This window comes from Bacillus sp. UNC69MF, assembly GCF_000746035.1.
GTDB classification, from domain to species: domain Bacteria; phylum Bacillota; class Bacilli; order Bacillales; family Bacillaceae; genus Bacillus; species Bacillus velezensis.
The window spans coordinates 130,103-152,022 of sequence record NZ_JQKM01000008.1 but is presented as its reverse complement, the minus strand read 5'-3'; the positions used below and the strand labels follow the sequence as shown (position 1 = coordinate 152,022).

Sequence of the window (21,920 nt, the reverse complement as noted above, 5' to 3'; positions counted from 1 at the left end):
GAATACCGGAAAGAAGTATGGTCTTCTTTCCGGTATTTTTATTTTAAGGGATGACAAAAAAGAGAACATGCGATAAAATGAATGACAGTCATTCATAAAAGGAGGAACTCCTCTATTGGCAAAACAAAGCTCGGGAAAATACGAAAAGATCCTGCAAGCCGCGATTGAAGTCATTTCTGAAAAAGGATTAGACAAAGCATCCATTTCAGAAATCGTCAAAAAAGCCGGAACGGCCCAAGGTACGTTTTACTTATATTTTTCTTCTAAAAACGCACTGATATCCGCGATTGCAGAAAACCTGCTCGACACTACGCTGGACAGAATAAAAGGGAAAACGGACGGTTCTGAAGATTTTTGGACGTTGCTGGACATTTTGGTAGATGAGACATTTCACATCACCCGGCTTCATAAAGATATTATCGTTCTCTGTTATTCCGGTCTTGCCATCGATCATTCAATGGAGAAATGGGAAGCCATTTATCAGCCTTATTATTCCTGGCTGGAAGGCGTGATCAATACGGCCATTGAACAGGGTGAGGTCCACAGCGGCATTCATGTCAGATGGACGGCCAGAACGATTATCAACGTTGTCGAGAACGCGGCTGAACGGTTTTATATCGGCTGTGAACAGGATGTCGATCTCGAAGTATATAAAAAAGAAATATTCAGCTTTCTCAAAAGAAGCTTGCAGAAATGATTGGCGGAGACCGATCATTTTTGACCGCCGTAAAAATGACTGACATTCATTCATAACTGAGGTGACTGTATCATGTATTGGCTGCTTGTATTGATAGCCGGACTGTTAGAAGTAGTTTGGGCGTCCGCCCTGAAGCATGCGGATTCGCTCTTTGATTGGATTGGTATTTTCCTTCTGATTGCCGTCAGCTTTCTGATGCTGATCCGCTCTTATAAAAAAATTCCGATGGCTGCCGCATATACCGTTTTTGTCGGAATAGGCACCGTCGGCACATATGTAACGGGCGTCATTTTAGGCGAATCGTTTTCAATCGGGCAAATATTCTTTTTGGCTTTGCTGTTGTCCGGCATTTTAGGAATGAAGGTATTTACGAAAGAAACTGAAACAAGGGGTGAACATTAATGGCATGGCTGCTGTTATTTATTGCCGGAGCGGAGGAAGTTGTAGCAGCCGTTGCCATGAAACATATTGACGGTTTTAAAAAAAAGTGGCCGCTGATTGTCATGGTAACAGGCTTTATGCTTTCATTCTTTTGCCTTTCCGGAGCGATGCAGGTTCTTCCCACAGGTGTCGCGTATGCGGCTTGGACCGGCATGGGAAGCATCGGCGTTTCGGCCGTGGGCATACTTTGGTTTAAAGAAAAATTCAATCTGTCACAATTGGTGTCTCTGGGGCTTATCCTCATCGGTGTCATCGGCTTAAAACTGACAGCGTGACGGCCTGAGACAGCTTTTCAAATAAAAAACAAAGGACCCTAAACGGGCCCTTTGTTTTTTTATGCTGTTTTGATCTGTTCTGCTTTTCCCGCTCCGACTCCGAAAATAAAAATCAGAACGGAGACTGCGATCAGCATGAATAACGGAACCGTCCAGCCGTGCGTGATGTCATGCAGCAAACCGAATACGAGCGGCCCGAACGCGGCAAGCAGGTATCCGAATGACTGGGCCATGCCGGAAAGCGCCGCGGCTTCATGGACATGCCGGGTCCGCAGGCTGAAGAACATCATCGCCAAGCTGAACGCACAGCCTCCCGCAATTCCGATTAAAATGACCCATAGCGGAGTGAGAGCCGGGCTTCCGAAAAGAACGCCGGCAATGCCGATAAGGAAAAATAAAGCCGTCAGTCCGGCGAGTGCGCGCTGATTTTTCATTTTAGCGGCAGCGATCGGCACGATAAAAGTAATCGGCAGGACTGAGAATTGCATTAATGAAAGCATCCATCCCGCCTTACTTGAGCTGAGTCCATTCTGCTGAAGAATTTCCGGCAGCCAAGCGATGACGGTGTAAAAAATAAGGGATTGCAGCCCCATGAACATCGTCACCTTCCAAGCCAGCGGAGACCGCAGCAGACTGCTTTTCTTCTCTCCGTTTGTCCCAGTCGTGCGGACGGGCAGTTCGCGTCCTCGCATTTGCGGAATCCACATGACAAACGCAATGAAAGAAAGGATAGCCCAGCAGCCGAGCGCGCCTTTCCAGCCTAACCCCGCTGAAGAGGCGATCGGCACGCTGATGCCGGATGCAATCGCGCCGCACAGATTCATAGAAACCGAGTAGACGCCGGTCATGATGCCTAAATTTCCGGGAAACTTATGTTTAATGAGACTCGGCAGCAGGACATTGCATACGGCGATCGACAATCCCAACAGGATGGTTCCGAAAAAGAGAGTGCCGATTCCGGCGATGGAGCGCAGCAGAGTTCCGGCTGTCAGGACAATTAATGATGACAGTAACACAATCTCGGTCCCGAAGCGCCGGGACAATAAAGGAACAAACGGCGACAGACATGCAAAGGCCAAAAGCGGCACTGTCGTAATGGTGCCGGCAGCCGCATTGGTCATGCCGAGGCTGTCCCGAATTGAGGAAACGAGCGGCCCGACCGATGTCAGAGGCGCTCTGAGGTTGGCTCCTATCAATATGACTCCGATGACCAGCAATATCAGTTTTTTACGCTGATTTGCTTGCAGAATTTGATGTTCGTCTTTAATTTTCATGTTCATCCTCCATGTGTATTGTATCTTTAAATACTGTGATGTATTGGTTGACGGCCTCCATGGCCTGATCCGGTTTCTGTCCGATAATCGCGGCGGCAAGCTGGGTGTGGATCCGTATAGCAGGGGTGATTTCCAACAGGTTATGGACTGACGCACAAAGCGCCTCCGTCATATGCTCGTAAAGATCAGAAAGCATGTTGTTATGGGCCGCCTGTACAATGGTTTTGTGCAGTTTAATGTCAGCCTCGGCATACCGTTTTCGATCTTCATTTTGCAAGGCCGCTTCACATTCATCCAAGCATGCCTTCAGTGCTTTCAGGTCTTCGTCATTACGCCTTTCCGCCGCCAATCGCGCAGCTTCTCTTTCGAGTGCGTATCTGACTTCTAATGTTTCAAGCAAATTTGATTTTTTAATATGGCGGTAAAATGCCGCGCCGAGAACACTGGATGAGCTGACATACGTACCGCTCCCCTGCCTTGTCTGAAGCAGGCCGGCATGTACGAGCGCCCGAATGGCCTCACGCAATGTGTTTCGGCTCACATCAAATTGCTTCATTAAATCCAGCTCAGGGGGAATGCGCGTCCCGACCGGCCATTTATCCGATTGAATTAACGATTCAATTTGCGTCACCACTTGTTCTACGAGCGACAGTCTGCTTGTTTTGGATATCTCCATCAAAACACCTCTGAAATTTGTAGGATGATTCTATCATTGGGTAATATAACATAAAAGAAGCGAAGATGTAAATCAGCGGCAACAAAAAAAGAGTGAGTTTTTCTCTCACTCTTCGGCGCTTTTATGAACGTTTTATATTGACTGAGGTCACGACAAACTTGTCATGACGGTGGCGGGAAAATGAATATTCAAAGGGAGTGCCGTTGTCCAAAAAGCCTACATGCTCGACTTCAAGTATCGGGTCATCCGGCCGGCAGCCGAGATATTGCTGATCCATATCATCCGACTTGCACGCTCTGATCTTTCTGTGTGAGCCTGCGATTTTGAGCTGGAGTTCCCGCGTAATATGATCGTAGATGGAATGGTTGAGCACCTCGTCATTAATGCCGGGTATAAGGCTCGCCGGCATGTACGTTTTTTCAAGAACGTACGGTTCGCCTTCAACAATTCTGAGCCTCACAACATAATAGACGGGAGTCTTTTCATCGATGGCCAAATGTGCGGCGACATCTTGAGACGGAAACTGCACTTCAAACCGGATGACCTTGCTCTTGATATTTTTTCCTTTTAACAAATTGCTCAGGCCGAGAATTTCGTTGCTGACTACGTGAACGTGCTCATCCTGCATGGCTGATTGAATGATAAACGTGCCGTGCCCTCTTTTTCTGAAAAGCATCCCTTCAGCCGCAAGTGTATCAAGCGCCCGCTTCATCGTCATCCGGCTGCACCCGAACTCCGCAGCGAGCGTCTTTTCATCCGGGATCGGCTGATCTATGTCATATACACTGCTTTTAATCCTCTTTCTCATTTCGTTGGCGATTTTTTCGTACTTATTCATCGGTTTCCTCCGGCTGTATAATGTTTGATCTGTATAGACTCCTTACGGTTATCATAAATTTTTTTCCCTGCTTCATCAATGACGTTACAGCCGCCGATATTGAAAATGAAAGGATTTCCTTGAATTTTCTATGGAATCTCCCTCACTATTATGGTAGAATTTTTTGCAGAAACGGACACAACCGAATATTGCATACATTGTATAACCTCAATGATATGGTTTGAGGGTGTCTACCAGGAACCGTAAAATCCTGATTACAAAAATTGTCCCGTACACTTTTTGTAATCAGGATTTTTTATTTTCTAAAAAATAAAAAAAGGAGTATCTGTACATGAATTTCAAAGTATTTCTGCTTGCAGCATCTACCATCGCAGTCGGATTGGTTGAATTAATTGTGGGCGGTATTCTTCCGCAAATCGCTTCCGACTTAGATATATCTATCGTCAGCGCGGGGCAGCTGATCAGCGTGTTTGCGCTCGGTTACGCGGTATCCGGCCCGCTGCTTTTGGCGGTGACGGCAAAGGCTGAACGAAAGCGGCTTTATTTAATCGCACTGTTTATTTTCTTCCTAAGTAATCTGGTGGCTTATTTCAGTCCCAATTTCGCCGTACTTATGGTGTCACGGGTGCTCGCTTCCATGAGCACAGGGCTGATTGTCGTCCTTTCTTTAACGATTGCTCCTAAAATCGTGGCGCCTGAATACAGAGCGCGGGCGATCGGCATCATTTTCATGGGGTTCAGCTCCGCAATCGCTTTAGGCGTGCCTGTCGGCATTATCATCAGCAATGCCTTCGGATGGCGCGTTCTGTTCTTGGGAATCGGCGTATTATCTCTCGTTTCCATGCTGATTATCAGCGTCTTTTTTGAAAAAATACCTGCTGAAAAAATGATTCCGTTTCGTGAGCAGATCAAGACGATCGGGACCGCCAAAATTGCCAGCGCACATCTTGTCACCTTGTTTACATTGGCGGGGCATTACACACTCTATGCCTACTTTGCGCCTTTTTTGGAAAGAACGCTTCATTTGAGTTCCGTTTGGGTCAGTGTATGCTACTTTTTGTTCGGTCTGTCAGCGGTATGCGGCGGCCCGTTCGGAGGCTGGCTGTATGACCGTTTAGGAGCATTTAAAAGCATCATGCTTGTGACCGTTTCTTTCGCTCTGATCCTGTTTATTCTTCCGCTGACAACGGTTTCTTTAATCATTTTCCTGCCTGCGATGGTGATCTGGGGATTGCTCAGCTGGAGCCTTGCGCCGGCGCAGCAAAGCTATTTAATCAAAATTGCGCCTGAGTCTTCCGATATTCAGCAAAGCTTCAACACGTCCGCTTTGCAGATCGGCATCGCGCTCGGGTCAGCCATCGGCGGCGGCGTGATCGGACAAACCGGTTCTGTCACAGCAACAGCCTGGTGCGGCGGTTTGATTGTCATTATCGCTGTCGCGTTAGCTGTATTCTCTTTAACGAGACCCGCTTTGAAAAGAAAATCCGCATAAATGTGAGACCGCAAAAAAGCCAAAGGAATTCCTTCGGCTTTTGCGGTCTTTTTATTTTGCGGCAGCAAGCTCGTCTTCTGTCACCCATTTATGATTGGTTACTTTTTGGCCGCCGTCAGTCGGTGTATAGTCGACCATATAAACGGTTGTCTTTTTGGCTGAATCAATAACCGCTTCGGCGCCCTTCATGCCATTCATATGGGATGCCTCGATCACGGTCTTGTCACCCGGTTTTAACGTTTTATCCCCGGCGCCCTTCAGCTCTTCCTGAATGACCCATTTATGACCTTCGACGCGCTTTCCTCCCGTTTCCGGAGTGTAAGATACACTGTAAACCGTTGTATCATAAGCACCTTTTACGGTTCCTTGCGCATTTTTCATGCCTTTCATATGAGAAGCTAAAATCATGACGTCACTGCCGACCTTATAAGTCGGATTTTCTGCCTTCTTTAAACCTTTCGGCACCTCGGATGAACCCGAGTGATTCATGTCTTCGTGAGAGTGCGTTTCTTTGTCTTTCGCTTTTTCGCTTCCTCCTGAAGATTGGCTGTTGCATCCGGCAAGCGCCAGAACGGGGATCAGGAGAAACATGCTGAATAAAAATAGTCTCGCTTTCATTTCAAGAACTCCTTTGCCTTTTTGATTTTTCACTTTCCCTTTCGTTTCTTCAGTAAAACAAAAAGATGGCCTGTCATTTCTCCTAATTCTTCAACTCTCTCTTTATTGCCTTTCATCAGGTGAAATTGTTCACAAAATGTACACATTAATGGAGATGCAGTATAATTCAATTATCAGATAATAGGGGGAACTCATCATGAAAACGAAGGTTTTTGCGGTGGTATTGGGCGCTGTTTTAATGATTGCGGGGTTGGTTTTGGCAGAAGTTTCGCTTTATATGGAATACATCACAATGCTCGGAGCTATGATTTTTTCTTCTATATTTATGTCAGAGCCGAAAAGAAAATTTCGCGTCATCAAAGGGGTTTGACTTTTCTATTACCGCCGTCTTCTCAGGACGGCGGTTTTGTTTTGCATGTCACTCAGTCTATCCGCACAGCCGTTTCTTCTGTGCCGTCCTGATATAAAACGAAATGCGGGGCTGTTTGTGCTTTATCACCTGCAAATTCAATTTCAAGCGGCAGCGCCCTGACAAAATAACGGGTTTCCGTCATTGGGAATAATTCGAATGGAGTCTGCCCGTCTAATGTAAGATACAATCGGTTTTCTTTTACCGCCACCGATGCATGTGTGTCATCCTGAAATGAGTAATTGCCGGTAAATCTGCTGTAAATCGCAGGATCGATATCTGCTTTTTTCTGATCTGCCGGACGCTTCGGAATCACGTATGGCTGATCAAATAAGATGTTTACAGCCGCGGCAATTACAGCTTGTTCAAATTGATACGATTGTTCCATATTGCTGAGATAAATCAGTGTTTTATTCTGGTCAATATACCGGATCATCAGAGTTGAATAGCCCGGCCAGCCTCCGTCGTGACTGATAACCTTCCCTTTTTGGGGGCTGTTTTGAATCATCCAGCCAAATCCGTATCCGAATTGCTCTTCTTCATTCCAATAGCCCGGTGTAAACGCTTGATCTTTAGACTCTTTGCCGATGATTTCTTCCGTATAAAGAGCCTGATCAAACAGATATAAATCTCTAATAGCGGAGTTAACGGTTCCGTCACCTTGAATTCCGTCAAGAAAGACGACATAATCAGTTTCCTCAAGTTCATCCGGCAGCACATATTCTCCGGAATGAACATCATACACATAGCCATATGCATAGTTCGGAATGTTTTCTTTACTCAGCCTTCTGTTATAAATCCGCGTATCGTGCATACGAAGCGGATGAAATACGGCTTGTTTCATAAATTCAGCAAAACTCATGCCTGATACAATTTCTATAATAACCGCTAACACCACATACCCCGTATTACTGTAAAGCCACTCCTTGCCCGGCGGGAAATAAGCATCCGGCTTATGCTGCTTGAGCATATTGATCACATCTTGATTAACGGCAATTCTGTCCCGGTCCCAATGTGTTAAGAACAACTCCATATAGTCCGGCAATCCTGACGTATGATGGAGTAAATGCCGAATGGTAATGCCCGGATAAGGAAAATCAGGAAGCCACCGCTCTATCATATCGTCATAACGCAGCTTCCCTTGCTGCTCTAAAATGATAACGCCTAAAGCTGTAAACGGCTTCGATACTGAGGCCAATTCAAAGACCGATTGGTCATTCAGCATCCTCTTTGTTTTCAGTTCTGCAGCGCCGAATGAACCCTGGTATAAGATGCGGCCGTTTTCCGCTGCCAATACAGCGCCGTTTATTTCATGTCTTTCGTCTAAAGTGCTGAAAAGCTGTTCAAACGCTTGTTTTTTCTTATCGTTCATTTCACGAACCTCCATATACAAGCTGATTTACTCTTTTATACGAACGGCCGCTTTAGAAGTTTCAATATTTTCCCTTCTCGAAACACAGTCAGTATACTGCCGTTCAGGCAGCCGCGGAGGTTTGATGAATGTCTTTTATTCACACAATACTGTGCAGGCTTCAAATTCAACATGCTTCTCGTCTTTATTTGCACCGGCAATTTCCATAGTCGAAAACATCGCGCAGACGACGGCTTTGTATTCGTTCATGACGGTTTGAATTTCAATCAGGAACCGTTCGGATGAAGCCGCGTATTCCGTTACGTACTCTTTCATTTTGCCGATAATATCATCTGCCTGACGGCTGAAGCCGGCCGCCTCCAAGTCACTCTCAAACTGGTTTTTGTTGATCATATGAATATGCATTTTTCAAGGCCCCTTCAGCAGCATTTTGTGGTTATATCTACTGTAAAGGACAGACTTGGATAAACTTTTAATAAAATATGAACAAAATATGAATTGGCTCATCGGCCTGACCGGCGGGCTTTCGGCTGTGCTCCGTTTCATTTGGACTACATGAAATAATGACTTCTTTACTCTGTTAAAAACAGCTCATATATGATCTAATACCAGTAAAATGTTTAGGAGGCGGCCTATGTCAGCAGCAGGAAATCGGCAAAAATTTTGGGTCATGGCGATGCTTATAGCGGTCTTCACCGTGTTCGTTTTCTCTTTTTCTGAGAATCATTCACAAAAGAACTGGCACACGGCGGTTGACCAGGCGTCAGTGAATGTCTTCGGCCAGCAGATCTTTGAAAAAGACCGTCTGGCAAAAACACTCGACGCACGTGAGGCAGAATCTCTTTTGACTCTTGTGAAACTTGCAAATGCAGAACATCACATCATCTAAAAGCCATTATAAAAAGCCTGTTTCCCTTTGACAGAGGAAACAGGCTTTTTCCATGTATTATTGAGCATGTTTTTGTTCAATAAACCGGTCGATCCGGGCGAGAACATCCTTCATGTCCGTACATTCTTTAAAGCTTTCATTAATGGCTTGAATGCCTTGTTTGTATTTTCCGTTATGCAGCACTTCTTCCGCGGCAAGCTTTACCTTTTCAGCGCTTACTTCATCTTTTTGCACTGTATAGCCTGCATCCAATTCAGTCAGGCGGCGCGCAACCATCGGCTGGTCTTTATCGTGCGGGATGACGACCAGCGGCACTTGATAATGAATGCCTTCATTTACACTGTTCATTCCGCCATGCGTGACAAACACGTCGGCCTGCTCCAGCACTTCAAGCTGCGGCACGTACGGGGCGATGATAAAGTTTTCCGGCGCCTGTTTGATTTTCGACAGATCGGCTTTTTCCCCGGCGGCAATGACTACTTTTCCTTCAAAATCTGAGAACGCGTCTATGCACAGATTGAAAAACGCTTCCGTGTCCCCGAGCACCGTTCCCATTGAGATATAAATGACTTTTTCATTCTTTAATGCGTCAATCGGGAAGTCGACGCGCCCTTTTCTCTTCGGAAAACTCGGACCGATAAATAAATACTCATCTCCGAATGTCTCACTTTCGGGCTGAAAATATCTGCTTGTATAGACTACGTTCAATTCACCTGTGTTGTTCATAAATTGAACCATGCTGTCAGGGGCGACACCGTATTTGTCTTTCATCTCGGCCAACAGCTCTTCACATTCCCTGTCCGGCTGAAACGGCACGCCCGATTCCGGGTGGAGCGGCAGTATTTTCAGACGGTCTTCATTGAACAGGAAGGATGCTGAAGAAGAGATGCCGGGAATGTTGAGATAATCCCGCACCAGCTCTCCCGCACCGAATTTATCATAATAGACGGCGTCGAATTGAATGTCCTCTGCCAGCCGCTGCACAATATGTAAAATCTCCAGTGACGTTTTGATATGAACCTTTAAAAATGCAAGTATGCCGGACGGACTGCCGGGATCAATAGGTGTCATTCTGAGCAGATCGCTGTGAAGATGAACTTTCGCCCCTACTCCTTCCAGTCTGCTTTTGTATTTTTCCGTTGAGATATAATGAACGTGATCGCCCCGTTCGCTGAAGGCCTTTGTCATACCCAAAGTCGGGTTTACGTGTCCTTCTGCGGGAAAATTGATCATCAGAATATGTTTCGCCATTTTTCAATCTCCTTTGCCTTTTTTGCGTCTCTTCCATATCCATCATAAATGACGCGGAAAAAATCATGCAAGGAACATCCGTCAGGTCTTTATGACGGTTCGATGACATCGGCAAAAAAAAGACAAGGCATTTCGCCTTGTCTATCGTGATGATTCGTCTGTTTCTTCCGCTCTCAGCACGCCTTTCAGATGTTCTTCATCATGCTTGAGATGCTCCGTCATATATTGCACGGCTTTTGTTTTGTCGCCCTTTTTTATTTCTTCAAAGACTTTCCGGTGCTCATGCAGAATAACTTCCGCACGGTCATCTCCTTTAAAATTAAGAACTCTGCAAAAATGAATCAGCACATTGACATGCTCAAGCAGCATGGCCAGCCGGCTGTTGCGGCTGAAATCCACAAGGAGCCGATGAAACGACTCGTTTAAGGAAATAATCTCAGTCTCTTTGACGCCTTTATTGACGGCTTCTTCCGTCTCCCGCAGCTGTTTTTCAATGAGGTCAATTTCACTCTCAGCCGCTTCATCAATAACCAGTTCGACCGCCAGTGATTCAAGTGACATTCTGATTTTATAAATCTCTTCAACATCCTTAACGGACAAAGAATAAATGACAAAGCCGTTTCGATCGTCTGCCGTCAGAAGCCCGTCCTTTTCAAGGAGCCGCATGGCTTCTCTGACCGGCGACCGGCTGACTCCGAAATCCTTGGCCAGCTGAGTCTCATTCAGCCGTTCACCCGGTTTAAAAATCCCGTCAAATATCATTTTTTTCAATTGGGAATAAAATTGCAGATAATACGGGATTGGCTTATCTAATTTAAAATTATCCATCTTTCCTACCTCTTCATACAATTTAGGCCTTATTGTTACCAAGATCATATAACAGTTTATCTATGGAAGCAACATTCCCGAGCTTGTCAGCATATCGGATGTGGCGTAATATGGAATTATGATGAACGACGGTCGACGGTCTGCCGTAAACCGAAAACAATTCATTCAGAGGTGACGGAAACATGAAAACATACAAGATTGCCAGCATACCGGGGGACGGTGTGGGGAAAGAAACAGTCCCTCAAGCGGAGCGGGTGTTGAATGCGATCGCCGAATTACATGGAGGCATTGTCTTTGATTTCACTTCTTTTCCGTGGAGCTGCGAGTATTATTTGGAGCACGGGACTATGATGCCGGATGATGGATTAGAAAGGTTACAGCACTTTGATGCTTTGTTTTTGGGAGCGGTGGGGAATCAAAAACTCGTCCCCGATCATGTTTCGCTGTGGGGGCTGCTCATCAAGATACGCCGGGAATTTGAACAGGTGATTAATGTGCGGCCGGCGAAGCTCCTGCCGGGAATCACTTCCCCCCTCGTTAACCCGAAAGATTTTGATCTGATAGTCGTCCGCGAAAACAGTGAGGGCGAGTACAGCTCTGTCGGCGGCAGAATCTATCAGGGTGAGGACGAAATCGCCATACAAAATGCGGTCTTTTCCCGACGGGGTACGGACAGAGTGATCTGTTTAGGAACCGGAAGCGTTCGGCTGGGGTTTTGCCAAAGAAATGATACAATTTTTTTAAGAGATAGAGAGAGAAAATTGTATGACAAATCGCAGCAGGGGACTGCAAGGAAACGGTAACCACTCCTTTAAATGTGGTGAAAAAAGAGGATATACGTACAAGACAGGACGATTGAAGACGGTCTAATGGCATCTTCACATTAAAAGTTACATCCACAAATATGTCTTTACACAATAAAGTTAGAGAGGTAAAAAATATGAAAAAAACATTTTACTTTTTTTTGATATTATATATAATTATAGTATTATTACTTAATTCTGTATTTGACTTAAGTAATGTATTATTAACTGTTTTGTTTGCTATATTCGTTGGTGCATTAGTGATTTATAGCATTGCGAAACGGAGTAAAGGTGATGAGAGAAAAAAGTGTTAAAGAAGGTTACTAAATTATTTATAGCGGGGTGTATTCTCGCTACTGTGTTGTCTGCTTTCGCTCCAAGTTCTGAAGCAGCTTGTCGACGGACAAATCTTGGGACTCAGTGTGATAATGATGTTCTTCTTAAAAAAAGGGTAAAGGTTTATTACACAAAAAATCAGGTAAAAAAAGTTGTTTCTAGATATAACAGCATGGGGTCTAATAAAGGGCTTATTCTCGGTTATATTATTGGGTTGGTACACCCTTCTACTGGTTTAAGTGTTTTAATGTATCAAGTAGGAGCTAATAATATGATTAAGCCTTTTAAAACTGCTAATTCTAAGAAAAAGGGTTTAGAGATTTCTTACACGGTTACCGTTTATAAGTGGTCAAATGCATCTACTAAGGTATCTGGAGTAAAATATAAATATAGATAAGACTAAGTAATACATAATGAGCAGGCGATGGCCTGCTTTTTTTATTACAGGAGAAATGTGCAAAATGAAAAAGGAAAACTGAAGTGGAAATCGATCTGCATGTCAGGGAGCCTGTGTGATGATGCGTTTCTAGCGTGAGTCAACGGCATCCGGATTGCAGGGAGGATTAAGGAGTTGACTCACTCAGTCAGCATTCAAACAAACTTGTTTCAATTGGCGGAAACACGTCACAAGCGCGACGAAATCAAACGGTATTGTTCACTCGATGCCGTTCTGGGCTGACATCTTTAAAGAGGTCAGCCGGGAGTACGCCGGGATTGAGACGGATTCCCAGCACATCGATGCACTGGCGGCCTTCTTCGTCACGCAGCCGGAACGCTTTGATGTCATTGTCGCTTCGAATCTGTTCGGAGATGTGCTGACAGATATCGGTGCGGCGATTATGGGAAGCATCGGAATCGCTCCCGCAGCCAACATCAATGTAAACGGCAAATATCCTTCCATGTTTGAGCCTGTTCACGGCTCCGCCCCGGATATTGTCGGGAAAGGAATTGCCAATCCTATAGGCCAAATATGGACGGCGAAATTAATGCTCGATTCATTCGGAGAAGAGGAACTGGGTCATCTCCTCTTACAATCTATTGAAACGGTCACAAACAGCGGCATTCTGACTCCTGATGTCGGCGGAAACCATTCAACGGAAGATGTCACTTCCGCTATTATTTCTCAAATCAAGAACAGATAATACGAAAAAAACCGCGGGCAGGAAAACTGCACAGCGGTTTTTTTCGTCTCAGACGGGACGGGTCACGCAGAAACAGGCCGATTCACCTGTGAAGCCCGCAATACGGCCTGATTGATCCTTTTCTACAGAAAAAAACCGCTGTATATCACGAGGAGCATCCAGCATCTGTTTTTCCAGTAATGCGGCTTTCTCTTCAGTCAGGCCTGCCCGTTCACACCAGACGGTAAATTGAAATGGTTTCAAAAAGCAGACAGCGGATTCAATCCGGAAGCCGGCTGTCTCCAGAAAACGGAGCCATTCTGTTTTTTTCCACGCCCGAAAGTGGCTCTGATCCCGTTTCTTTTCAATGTCATTATAAAAATGGTCATATTCATCCTTTTCAGGTGCGGTATTGTCAATGAGAAGCAGTCTGCCGCCCGGTTTGACAACCCGAAACGCTTCATGAACAAAGGCTCTGACATCGGGAAAATGATGCGCTGCGATTCTGCATGTGACGATATCGAAAGCAGCATCGGAAAACGGCATCTTTTCAGCATCGCCTTTTTCGAATGACACGTTCGTCCATCCGTTTCCGGTTATAAATGCTTCAGCGGCTGCTAACATTTCTTCCGTGAGGTCATAGGCGATAACAGAGCGTACGAGAGGAGCGAGAGCGTTAGCCGTATGTCCGCCTTCCGTCGCGATATCCAGCACGTCCATATGCTTTTCGGCACCGGAGGCTGAAACGAGATACGCCAAATCCTCTCCTGCGGCGTGTCCTGGACTAGTCACATATTTCGCGGCGTTTTTGGCAAATTGCCGCTGCGCCTGCTGTTTAATTGAATCCTCCATTATACTCGGGCCCCCTTTTCTTTCTGATTGCTGCCTTAATCAAAATAAACGGGTTCGTCCGGATGTTTGAGATACGCAAACATCTTTTCAATCTGACTTTCTGTATTGCGGGCTTCAGATAGCGGCGGCAGTTCCGTTTCCGCAAAAAAACCGGCGGCGCTTGTTTCTGTTCCCTCCCTGATCCGGCCGCCGATGATCTCGCATTTGATAAACACTTTGTAAACGTGGGCGGCGGACGGCGGATGGGAATGGCATTTCTTATCCATTACAGCTAACAGTTTAACGGGCTTTACTTCGATTCCCGATTCCTCTTTTACTTCTTTGACAGCGGTCTCGCCCGGAGAAATCCCGATATCAGCCCATCCGCCCGGCAGCGCCCATCTGCCGTCGCTTTTCTCTCTTACCATTAATATGCTCTGATCTTTAAAAACTGCCGCTCTGATATCAACTTTCGGAGTGGGATAGCCCGTGTCACCGGCGAATACGTCTTTGATGATCCTTTTGTCGGTGCCGGTATGATGCGCCATGATATCCACGCTTATTTTTCTTATTTCTTCAAATCTCTCAATATCATATATGTCTTTGGAATAAGCCAGCCCCGCTTGCGCCGCGGATTGAAGCTGTTTTGCCCATTCAAGCCATTTTGGCTCCATTTTTTCACCGCCCGTTATGTTAATTGACGAAACCCCAAGAGTCAGGATATTGCACCTTGAGAGTACCGGTGCCCATGATCCGTTTCTGCTCCTTGTTTTCTGTTTATGGAGGGGCGAATCCTGCCGGAAAAACAGAAAAAAGCCATTCATTTGCTGAATGGCTTTTTTTCATTTTCTATTTTTCTTTCATGACGAGAACGACGCCTGAAACAATAAGAGCCGCCCCGATCCAGAAGGTTCCTCCGATCGTCTCTCCCAGCAGCAGCCAGCCGAGCAAAGTCCCGGAAAGCGGCTGAAAGAAGAAAAACAGACCGCCGCTTGCCGCATTCAGTAATTGCAATCCGCGATTCCAAAGCATGAACGCGCAGGCGGTTGAGATCACACCCAGATATAAAAGTCCGCCCCATATCTCAGGCCGGGCAAGCTGAGACAAAGGAATCTCCCGAAGCGGGCCCGCTGTAAACGGGGTCAGGATGACAAATGCGACGCAAATGGAATACGTTGTGACGACAAGCGGTGAGTAATGGCCGGGAACCCGTTTCATCAGCACGGACATCAAAGCCCATGTCAGCGCCGCAGCCAGAAGCGAGAGACCGCCGAGCTGGCTCGACATATTGAGATCTCCGTTCCCCACAATGAGCAATACTCCGATCGTCGCCAGCCCTGTCGATATTCCTTTTTTCAGCGTTAACCGTTCTTTCAACATCAGCCGGGCAAATACAACCATAAATGCGGGAGTGGATGCCGTAATAATCGCACCCATCTGCGCGGTTGATAATTTCGTGCCGATTTCCTGCGTGACGATCGAAACCGTGTTGCCGATCAATCCGATCGCAGCGATCAGTAATAAATCACGTTTATGAACTTTCCAGGATTGGCGTGTAAATAAACTGAGAATCAAAAGCGAAAGAAGCGCCACCGCATATCTCAGCCATACCAGTTCAAGCGGCGGAATGACCGCTACCACAACTTTTACAACGACATACATACCGCCCCAGATACTGGCGGCCAATGCCAAATAAATCGAACCGAACAATGTATTTTTCAATTTGATGCACCCTCCGTTATCATATTAGGTCACGTCATATGCCCTAACGGAGAGAAGCGCAGTCACCTTCCTCCATTAAGGGCGGAGAAGTGCTGCCGGTACATCATGTTCAAATAAGGGCGCTAGAAACATATCGTTTTTCACCTCAATTGCAATCTGATTTTTCTCATTATACAAGGTTTGTTAAAAGACGTAAATGAACGGCGGCATCGGCTTTATGGATTGCGGACTTGCAGCTGGATTCTTGTGATCTGATTGTCAAACCCGTCCGCCACAACCTCATCAAGCATATATTCTTCATATGCATAATCGCCCATTTCCAGCCCATACTCTTCAGTAAACTGCATGATGCTGCGGTAAGCCGCTTCCGCTTCATCCCCTATTTGGTACCCGACGGCATAAAGCCCTTTCGGCTTGATATGGAGGTCTCTATTCTCTATGCCTTCTTCTGTCTTCATATAAAAATGGGTGTAGTTGTAGAATTCTTTTTTCAGAATCTGCTCCCGCGCAAACAGTCCGCCGACCGGATGCCCCTGATCGAGTTCATGTACCCGCATATAGCGGATCAATTCGGAAATGGCGGCAGTATATTGCCGTTCTGGCAAATGGAGTACGGGCCGTCCTATCATAAGTGTCTCTTCATCTAATCGCTGCAATGAGACGGAGGAAAAGTCTGTCTCCAAGGCTTGTTCGGTCAGCTTCACCTTCGTCCGAATCATCCTTTGCAGGTGCTCCAGCTTTTTGATTTTGCTTTCGATTTCTGAAGATTTCTCTTTTAAAAGCGCGATGATACCCTCAGGGGTTTTGTCTGTTAAGAGCGGTTTGATCTGCTTCAAGGGCACGCCGACCTCCTTAAACAGACCGATGACCTAGAACAGTTCGAATTGATGATAGGAATAGTATCTGTATCCGTTCGCTTTTTTGATTTCCGGAGAAAGCAGGCCGATCTCGTCATAATGGAACAGGGTTTGTTTTTTTACGTGGCACAGTTTTGCAAATTCACCCGTTGTGAAGTATTTTCTGACGTCTTCGCTCATAATGCCTCCTTGACTATACGGTAACCATATCCTTTATGATGATCATTGTATCCGAGAGAAGGCTGATTCACAAATGGCTTACGCAATGAAAGCTTTACCGTCTCAAAAAAAGCGGAAGAGGAGTATCAAGTATGACGATTGAAATCAGAACAGTCACGGAAGAAAACCGTGCCGATATACTGGCGCTTCATGTAAGTGAAAGCCAGACTTCATTTATTGAAACCGCGGAAGAGTGCTTACAAGATGCTGAGGATTGCCGGCATTATCAGCCGGCCGGTCTTTATGTTAACGGGGAATTGGTCGGCTTTGCCATGTACGGATGGTTTCCGGAATATGATGAGGAAAATGAAAACGGCAGAGTGTGGCTTGACCGTTTTTTTATTGATGAACGCTATCAGGGACGGGGATTGGGCAAGCTGTTGCTTGATGCCCTTATCCGCCATCTCGTTCGAATATATGATTGCAGACGGATTTATTTAAGCCTGTTTGAAGATAACGTGCACGCATTGCGGCTTTATCAAAAATTCGGCTTCTTATTCAATGGAGAGCTGGACTTCAATGGTGAAAAAGTGATGGTGAAAGAGCTGTAAACCCTCTGTATAAAAGCAATTCGGCTTCTTGCCAATACCTTAAATTTGAGGTAACATAAAGATATTAGACGACGGTCGACGGACTACGGTCGATTATTAAAACCTGATACAGCGGAGCGGAACATGGTGATCAGGCATCTAAATGGAGGAGAAGATTGTGCTTATTATACTCGTTATGTTTCTTCTCGGGATTATTCTCGGGTTTATCGGCGCCGGGGGAGCCGGTTTTGTCATTGCACTTTTAACTATACTGTTTCACGTACCGATTCATACGGCTTTAGGCACCTCCCTTGCCGGAATGGCTTTCACAAGTTTATCGGGGGCATTCAGCCACTACCGTGAAGGCAATATTCAGATGAAAATCGGCCTCATCGTCGGCGTTTTTGCGGCATTCGGTTCGTTTTTCGGGGCAAGGCTTACTTCCCTTATCCCCGCAGATTTGCTGCATTACTTGACGGCGGGCATGCTGTTTTTATCTGCTCTGCTTATTTTAGTCCGGTTATTTATTGTAAAAGAAACACAAGAAGATTCCGGACGGCAAAGCAATCTGAATATATGGGTGAAAGCCGTTGTACTCGGTGTCATCGCAGGAATCTTGTCCGGAACGTTCGGGATCGGCTCTGCCCCTTTCATCCAAATCGGCTTAATGATTCTTTTGCGCTTATCCATCCGCCAGTCGGTCGGCACCACCATGCTTGTCATTATCCCGCTTGCGGTCGGCGGAGGACTCGGTTATGTGACGGAAGGATTTGTCGATTATATGCTGTTGGTCAAAGTGCTGATCGGAACGATGTGCGGCGCATATGTCGGAGCGAAATTCACCAACCTCGTACCGAAAGTCATTCTGAAATCAGCCATCTTTTTAACACCGGCCATCGCCGGTCTCATGCTTTTATTTTAAACTGAAACGGGAGGCGGCCGCCTCCCGTTTTGTTCTGTTCTTCATCTGTTTTCGAAGAGCTTTTTCAGCTTTGCTTCCGTTTCGGTATGATCTACCGGCGTATACACACTGCAGCGCAGATCACTGTTGCCCTGAACCTGAAATGAAGTCAGGTTAAAGACCATTTTTCCCGCCTTCGCGTGGCGGAACTCAATTAATACTTCGGGTGCCGAGCTGACTTCGCTCTCATTCCACAGCGTATGAAATTCCGAATACGTTTTCTCCATTTCTTCTATAAACTGAGAATACCACGTATCAGCTACATACTGGCCGTAATACGTTCTGAAAATGGCGATGAATCCTTTCACAAAGTGCTCCCAGTTCACGGCTAAACTTCTTAATTCTTTTCTGGAAAACAATAGCTCTATGAGATTCCGCTTTTCAGGAGGAATTTGTTCAAAATCTAAAAACACGTGCGCCGCAGCCTGGTTCCACCCTACGATATGACACCGCCTGTCCGAGATAATGGTGGGACAATAACGGAGCTCCTGCAGGATTTTTGAAAGGGACGGGCTGATAACCGCTTCTTCCTCCGCAGCAAACGGCTGCTTCACGCCCTCCTCAATGGCAAGCGCGTATAAATAATTTCTCTCATCTTTGTTCAGCTGCAGCGCATCGGAAACGGCGTCCAATACGGCTGCGGACACTTTAATGTCTCTGCCCTGCTCCAGCCACGTATACCACGTGGTGCTTACGCCGGCTAATTGCGCGACCTCTTCTCTTCGGAGTCCGGGCGTTCTTCTCCTTGTGCCCATCGGCAGCCCGGCCATCTGCGGAGAAATTTTGGCCCGCTGCGTTTTTAAAAACTCTGAGAGCGCCTGCAATCTTCCTTCTGGTATCATACCGAATCTCTCCTCTCTTACCCTGGTATTTATTATACTAGGATAATCAACAACTTGTAATAGGATAATTGCGAGTTACAATAAATACATACCGAAGGAGGAATGACCATGAAAAGAGTTGTGATCACCGGAATGGGAGTGATTTCACCTCTCGGCAATGATGTGCATACATTTTGGAAACACCTGACGGAAGGAAAATCGGGAATCTCTTTCATCGATTCGTTTGATGTCTCCGGCTCCAAGACAAAAATAGCCGGCACCGTCCGTGATTTTGACGCAGAAGAAAGATGGGGCAGAAAAGAAGCGAGACGGCTTGACCGTTTCAGCCAGTTTGCTTTAGCGGCAGCGGAACAGGCACTTGAAAGCTCCGGGATTCAGCTCGATCAGATTGACCGTGAACGCCTCGGCGTGTACGTCGGCTCGGGAATCGGCGGCATCACGACTTTGATTGATAACGTTCATACTTTAAATGAACGGGGAGCGCGAAAAGTGAGCCCAAGCCTTGTCCCCATGATGATCTCAAATGCGGCCGCCGCTCAAATCAGCATCAGATTAGGCGCGCTCGGCCCCTCACTTTCTCCCGTCACCGCGTGTTCCATCGGCAATACGTCGATCGGGGAAGCATTCAACGCCATTCGGAATGATGACGCAGATATCATGTTTGCCGGGGGAGCGGAAGCGGCGATTACGAATTTGTCATTAGCCAGCTTCGGCAATGCCCACGCGCTGTCAGCGAGAAACGAAGACCCCGCCGCGGCAAGCCGGCCGTTTGACGCGGATCGCGATGGATTTGTCATGAGTGAAGGCGCGGGCATCTTAGTATTGGAATCATTGGATAGCGCAATCGGCAGAAATGCCCCGATCCTTTGTGAGGTGCTCGGCTACGGTGCGAGCTCTGACGCCTATCATATGGTGGCCTCCCATCCGGAAGGAACGGGCGCATACCTGGCGATGAAAAACGCTTTGAAAAAGGCGAACGTTTCAGCGGAAGACATTGATGTCGTAAGCGCTCATGCGACAAGCACAAAAGCCGGAGATCTTTCTGAAACATTGGCCATCAAGACATTATTCGGGGAGCTTGCGTATGATATTCCGGTTACGGCCAACAAATCAATGCTCGGCCACATGCTTGGCGCGGCAGGCGGCGTTGAAGCCATCGCTCTGACAGAAAGCCTGAGACACGGCATCATCCCGCCGACGATCAATCTGCAGCACCCTGATTCGGCATGTGATTTGGACTATGTAGCAGACGGGCCCCGCCATCAATCGTTAACGATCGGCCTTTCCAACTCATTCGGCTTTGGCGGGCATAATTCGGCGATCGTGCTGAAGAAATATGAATAACGGGCATCAAAAAAAGGAGTGAATCATTTCACTCCTTTTTTGCTTTCTCCGGTTTTGTTGTTAAGGCGAAAAAAGCGATGGAACCGATAACGGATGTCGTGAACATAATTGCCCCCATCGGGACGGCCGTCGCTTCATTCATCCCCACAAGCGGCGACACGATGGAACCGAGAAGAAGCGGAAGCATGCCAAGCAGTGCGCTTGCGCTTCCCGCGCGGTGTCCCTGCTTTTCCATCGCCAATGTAAAGGTGCTTGTCAGCGTCATGCCGATCGTAATCATATAAATAAAAATTGAAATCACCAGTGCCGCCAGCGGTCCGTGAATGATCGTCATGACGAGCAGAACGGCAGTCGCCGTCATCGCTGTAATCACGCCGATTCTCAACAGGCTTTTTTCGTGAATGATTCCGCCGAAACGCCCGATGATAAAGCTTCCGGTAATGATCGCCAGACCGTTTATGCCGAATAAAACACTGAATACCTGAGGCGATACTCCGTAAATATCCTGATACACGAAAGGCGTTCCGGAGACATACGCAAAGCTCCCGCCGTGAATAAAACCGACCGTCAGCGCATAACCGATAAATGACCGATCCTTCAGCAGGCTTCCCATTGTCCGCACGGAATTTCCGATGGAGCTCGGAATCCGCTTTTCCGGCGGCAGGGTTTCTGTCAGCTTGAGCGCAATGATAAGAACAAGCAAAAACCCGATAAAGGTTAAAAAGAGAAAAATCGTATGCCATGATGCAAACGGAAGCAGTAAAATCGCGCCTCCCGTCATCGGCGCCACCATCGGCGCGACGGCGGTAATGACCATCAGCAGCGAGAAAAATTTAGAAAGCTCTCTTCCCGAAAACACATCTCTGACGATTGCACGGGATAAAACGAGTCCTGCCGAAGCGGTGAATCCTTGAAGAAAACGGGCAATCACTAATGTAGTAATGTTCGGTGCAAGTGCGCAAAACAGAGAAAACAACGCAAATAAAAAAATACATAGTAATAACGGTTTTCTTCTTCCCTTCGCGTCACTTAACGGGCCGACAACAACCTGTCCGATTGTCAGTCCGATCAGACATGCGGTTAAACTGAGCTGGACAAGCGATGCGCGGGCGCTTAAATCTTCAGCGATTTCAGGGAAACTCGGCAGATACATATCTATATTGAGCGGCCCCAGTATCGCAAGCATTCCGAGAAGAAAAGCCAGCGCAAGCCGCTCCTTACCGGTCGGATTATGCAGCATATCGTTCCCACCTTTCCTTTGTCAATCTCTCAAAACATTTGTATATTGTATCAT

The 21,920-nt window shown here is 46.6% G+C and carries 23 protein-coding genes, 3 pseudogenes and 1 riboswitch; of the genes and pseudogenes, 12 read left to right on the top strand and 14 right to left on the bottom strand.

All coding sequences use genetic code 11. From position 1 onward, the window contains the following. Positions 1–115 precede the first annotated feature (115 nt). The 3 genes from BR62_RS0108160 (at position 116) to BR62_RS0108150 (ending at position 1,413) form a co-directional block, all read left to right on the top strand. Positions 116–697, top strand: a complete 582-nt coding sequence (locus BR62_RS0108160) for a TetR/AcrR family transcriptional regulator (protein WP_007409294.1) — start codon at positions 116–118, stop codon at positions 695–697. A gap of 72 nt (positions 698–769) precedes the next feature. Beyond that, a complete protein-coding gene (locus BR62_RS0108155) occupies positions 770–1,099 on the top strand; it encodes a DMT family transporter (RefSeq protein ID WP_003156023.1) in 330 nt (109 codons plus the stop codon). Beyond that, positions 1,099–1,413 carry a DMT family transporter gene (locus BR62_RS0108150; RefSeq protein ID WP_003156024.1) on the top strand — a complete coding sequence of 105 codons (315 nt, stop codon included), beginning with the start codon at positions 1,099–1,101 and terminating at the stop codon, positions 1,411–1,413. Before BR62_RS0108155 ends, BR62_RS0108150 begins: the two co-directional genes overlap by 1 nt. Before the next feature lie 59 nt (positions 1,414–1,472). Here BR62_RS0108150 and BR62_RS0108145 read toward each other — a convergent pair whose 3' ends face one another. The 3 genes from BR62_RS0108145 to BR62_RS0108135 all read right to left on the bottom strand — a co-directional run bounded on the left by BR62_RS0108145 (position 1,473) and on the right by BR62_RS0108135 (position 4,201). Next, positions 1,473–2,687: a CynX/NimT family MFS transporter gene (locus BR62_RS0108145; protein ID WP_007409296.1), complete on the bottom strand. Its 1,215-nt coding sequence runs from the start codon at positions 2,685–2,687 to the stop codon at positions 1,473–1,475. Then, positions 2,677–3,363, bottom strand: coding sequence for a FadR/GntR family transcriptional regulator (locus BR62_RS0108140; protein WP_007609773.1), 687 nt, complete (start codon positions 3,361–3,363; stop codon positions 2,677–2,679). The genes BR62_RS0108145 and BR62_RS0108140 overlap by 11 nt, the downstream gene beginning before the upstream one ends. Positions 3,364–3,484: 121 nt before the next feature. Then, positions 3,485–4,201, bottom strand: coding sequence for a GntR family transcriptional regulator (locus BR62_RS0108135; protein ID WP_007409298.1), 717 nt, complete (start codon positions 4,199–4,201; stop codon positions 3,485–3,487). A gap of 177 nt (positions 4,202–4,378) precedes the next feature. Beyond that, positions 4,379–4,478, top strand: a riboswitch (purine riboswitch). Positions 4,479–4,532: 54 nt separating this feature from the next. Between BR62_RS0108135 and BR62_RS0108130 the strand changes: the two genes are divergently transcribed. Then, entirely contained in the window at positions 4,533–5,693 is a 1,161-nt protein-coding gene (locus tag BR62_RS0108130; RefSeq protein WP_007409299.1) for an MFS transporter, read from the top strand. A gap of 51 nt (positions 5,694–5,744) precedes the next feature. On the opposite strand, the gene BR62_RS0108125 is transcribed toward BR62_RS0108130, so the two are convergent. Next, positions 5,745–6,311: a YdhK family protein gene (locus BR62_RS0108125; protein WP_032870442.1), complete on the bottom strand. Its 567-nt coding sequence runs from the start codon at positions 6,309–6,311 to the stop codon at positions 5,745–5,747. Positions 6,312–6,507: 196 nt separating this feature from the next. Here BR62_RS0108125 and BR62_RS19695 point away from each other — a divergent pair, with 196 nt between their 5' ends. Further along, on the top strand, positions 6,508–6,681 hold the full coding sequence (locus BR62_RS19695; protein ID WP_007409301.1) for a hypothetical protein: 174 nt from the start codon (positions 6,508–6,510) through the stop codon (positions 6,679–6,681). 52 nt (positions 6,682–6,733) lie between these two features. Here the strand turns inward: BR62_RS19695 and BR62_RS0108120 are convergent, their stop codons facing one another. Together BR62_RS0108120 and BR62_RS0108115 are read right to left on the bottom strand one after the other, a co-directional pair. Next, the gene (locus BR62_RS0108120; RefSeq protein ID WP_032870440.1) at positions 6,734–8,092 is read right to left on the bottom strand and encodes a serine hydrolase; all 1,359 of its coding nucleotides are present in this window, start codon (positions 8,090–8,092) and stop codon (positions 6,734–6,736) included. A 135-nt stretch (positions 8,093–8,227) separates the two neighbouring features. After that, complete coding sequence (locus BR62_RS0108115) at positions 8,228–8,497, bottom strand: hypothetical protein (RefSeq protein ID WP_007409303.1); 270 nt, start codon at positions 8,495–8,497, stop codon at positions 8,228–8,230. 229 nt (positions 8,498–8,726) lie between these two features. Here BR62_RS0108115 and BR62_RS0108110 point away from each other — a divergent pair, with 229 nt between their 5' ends. Then, complete coding sequence (locus BR62_RS0108110; protein WP_007409304.1) at positions 8,727–8,981, top strand: hypothetical protein; 255 nt, start codon at positions 8,727–8,729, stop codon at positions 8,979–8,981. Between the two features lie 57 nt (positions 8,982–9,038). Here the strand turns inward: BR62_RS0108110 and BR62_RS0108105 are convergent, their stop codons facing one another. Both BR62_RS0108105 and BR62_RS0108100 read right to left on the bottom strand, forming a co-directional pair. Then, entirely contained in the window at positions 9,039–10,232 is a 1,194-nt protein-coding gene (locus BR62_RS0108105) for a macrolide family glycosyltransferase (RefSeq protein WP_007409305.1), read from the bottom strand. Positions 10,233–10,373: 141 nt separating this feature from the next. Then, on the bottom strand, positions 10,374–11,060 hold the full coding sequence (locus BR62_RS0108100) for a GntR family transcriptional regulator (RefSeq protein ID WP_032870438.1): 687 nt from the start codon (positions 11,058–11,060) through the stop codon (positions 10,374–10,376). Between the two features lie 182 nt (positions 11,061–11,242). Between BR62_RS0108100 and BR62_RS0108095 the strand changes: the two are divergent. The 3 genes and pseudogenes from BR62_RS0108095 to BR62_RS0108085 form a co-directional block, all read left to right on the top strand. Then, a pseudogene (locus BR62_RS0108095) lies at positions 11,243–11,743 on the top strand (isocitrate/isopropylmalate family dehydrogenase); the annotation flags it as partial. A gap of 427 nt (positions 11,744–12,170) precedes the next feature. Next, the gene (locus tag BR62_RS0108090) at positions 12,171–12,596 is read left to right on the top strand and encodes a hypothetical protein (protein WP_020955408.1); all 426 of its coding nucleotides are present in this window, start codon (positions 12,171–12,173) and stop codon (positions 12,594–12,596) included. Between the two features lie 217 nt (positions 12,597–12,813). Further along, positions 12,814–13,341: pseudogene (locus tag BR62_RS0108085) on the top strand (isocitrate/isopropylmalate family dehydrogenase); the annotation flags it as partial. Positions 13,342–13,389: 48 nt separating this feature from the next. On the opposite strand, the gene BR62_RS0108080 reads toward BR62_RS0108085, so the two are convergent. From BR62_RS0108080 to BR62_RS0108065, 4 genes and pseudogenes are all read right to left on the bottom strand, one after another. Beyond that, positions 13,390–14,172, bottom strand: coding sequence for a class I SAM-dependent methyltransferase (locus tag BR62_RS0108080; protein ID WP_032870435.1), 783 nt, complete (start codon positions 14,170–14,172; stop codon positions 13,390–13,392). 35 nt (positions 14,173–14,207) lie between these two features. Next, positions 14,208–14,825: an NUDIX hydrolase gene (locus BR62_RS0108075; RefSeq protein ID WP_007409309.1), complete on the bottom strand. Its 618-nt coding sequence runs from the start codon at positions 14,823–14,825 to the stop codon at positions 14,208–14,210. Between the two features lie 175 nt (positions 14,826–15,000). Next, positions 15,001–15,873, bottom strand: coding sequence for a DMT family transporter (locus BR62_RS0108070; RefSeq protein WP_015239274.1), 873 nt, complete (start codon positions 15,871–15,873; stop codon positions 15,001–15,003). 215 nt (positions 15,874–16,088) lie between these two features. Continuing rightward, a pseudogene (locus BR62_RS0108065) lies at positions 16,089–16,910 on the bottom strand (MerR family transcriptional regulator). Between the two features lie 131 nt (positions 16,911–17,041). Between BR62_RS0108065 and BR62_RS0108060 the strand changes: the two are divergent. Together BR62_RS0108060 and BR62_RS0108055 are read left to right on the top strand one after the other, a co-directional pair. Beyond that, entirely contained in the window at positions 17,042–17,500 is a 459-nt protein-coding gene (locus BR62_RS0108060) for a GNAT family N-acetyltransferase (RefSeq protein WP_007409312.1), read from the top strand. Positions 17,501–17,657: 157 nt separating this feature from the next. Continuing rightward, positions 17,658–18,401 carry a sulfite exporter TauE/SafE family protein gene (locus tag BR62_RS0108055; RefSeq protein ID WP_007409313.1) on the top strand — a complete coding sequence of 248 codons (744 nt, stop codon included), beginning with the start codon at positions 17,658–17,660 and terminating at the stop codon, positions 18,399–18,401. Between the two features lie 41 nt (positions 18,402–18,442). Here BR62_RS0108055 and BR62_RS0108050 read toward each other — a convergent pair whose 3' ends face one another. Next, positions 18,443–19,282 carry a helix-turn-helix transcriptional regulator gene (locus BR62_RS0108050; RefSeq protein ID WP_007409314.1) on the bottom strand — a complete coding sequence of 280 codons (840 nt, stop codon included), beginning with the start codon at positions 19,280–19,282 and terminating at the stop codon, positions 18,443–18,445. 108 nt (positions 19,283–19,390) lie between these two features. On the opposite strand from BR62_RS0108050, the gene fabF reads away from it, so the two are divergent. Further along, on the top strand, positions 19,391–20,626 hold the full coding sequence (gene fabF, locus BR62_RS0108045) for a beta-ketoacyl-ACP synthase II (RefSeq protein WP_015239270.1): 1,236 nt from the start codon (positions 19,391–19,393) through the stop codon (positions 20,624–20,626). Between the two features lie 28 nt (positions 20,627–20,654). On the opposite strand, the gene BR62_RS0108040 is transcribed toward fabF, so the two are convergent. After that, complete coding sequence (locus BR62_RS0108040; RefSeq protein WP_015239269.1) at positions 20,655–21,866, bottom strand: Bcr/CflA family efflux MFS transporter; 1,212 nt, start codon at positions 21,864–21,866, stop codon at positions 20,655–20,657. Positions 21,867–21,920 lie beyond the last annotated feature (54 nt).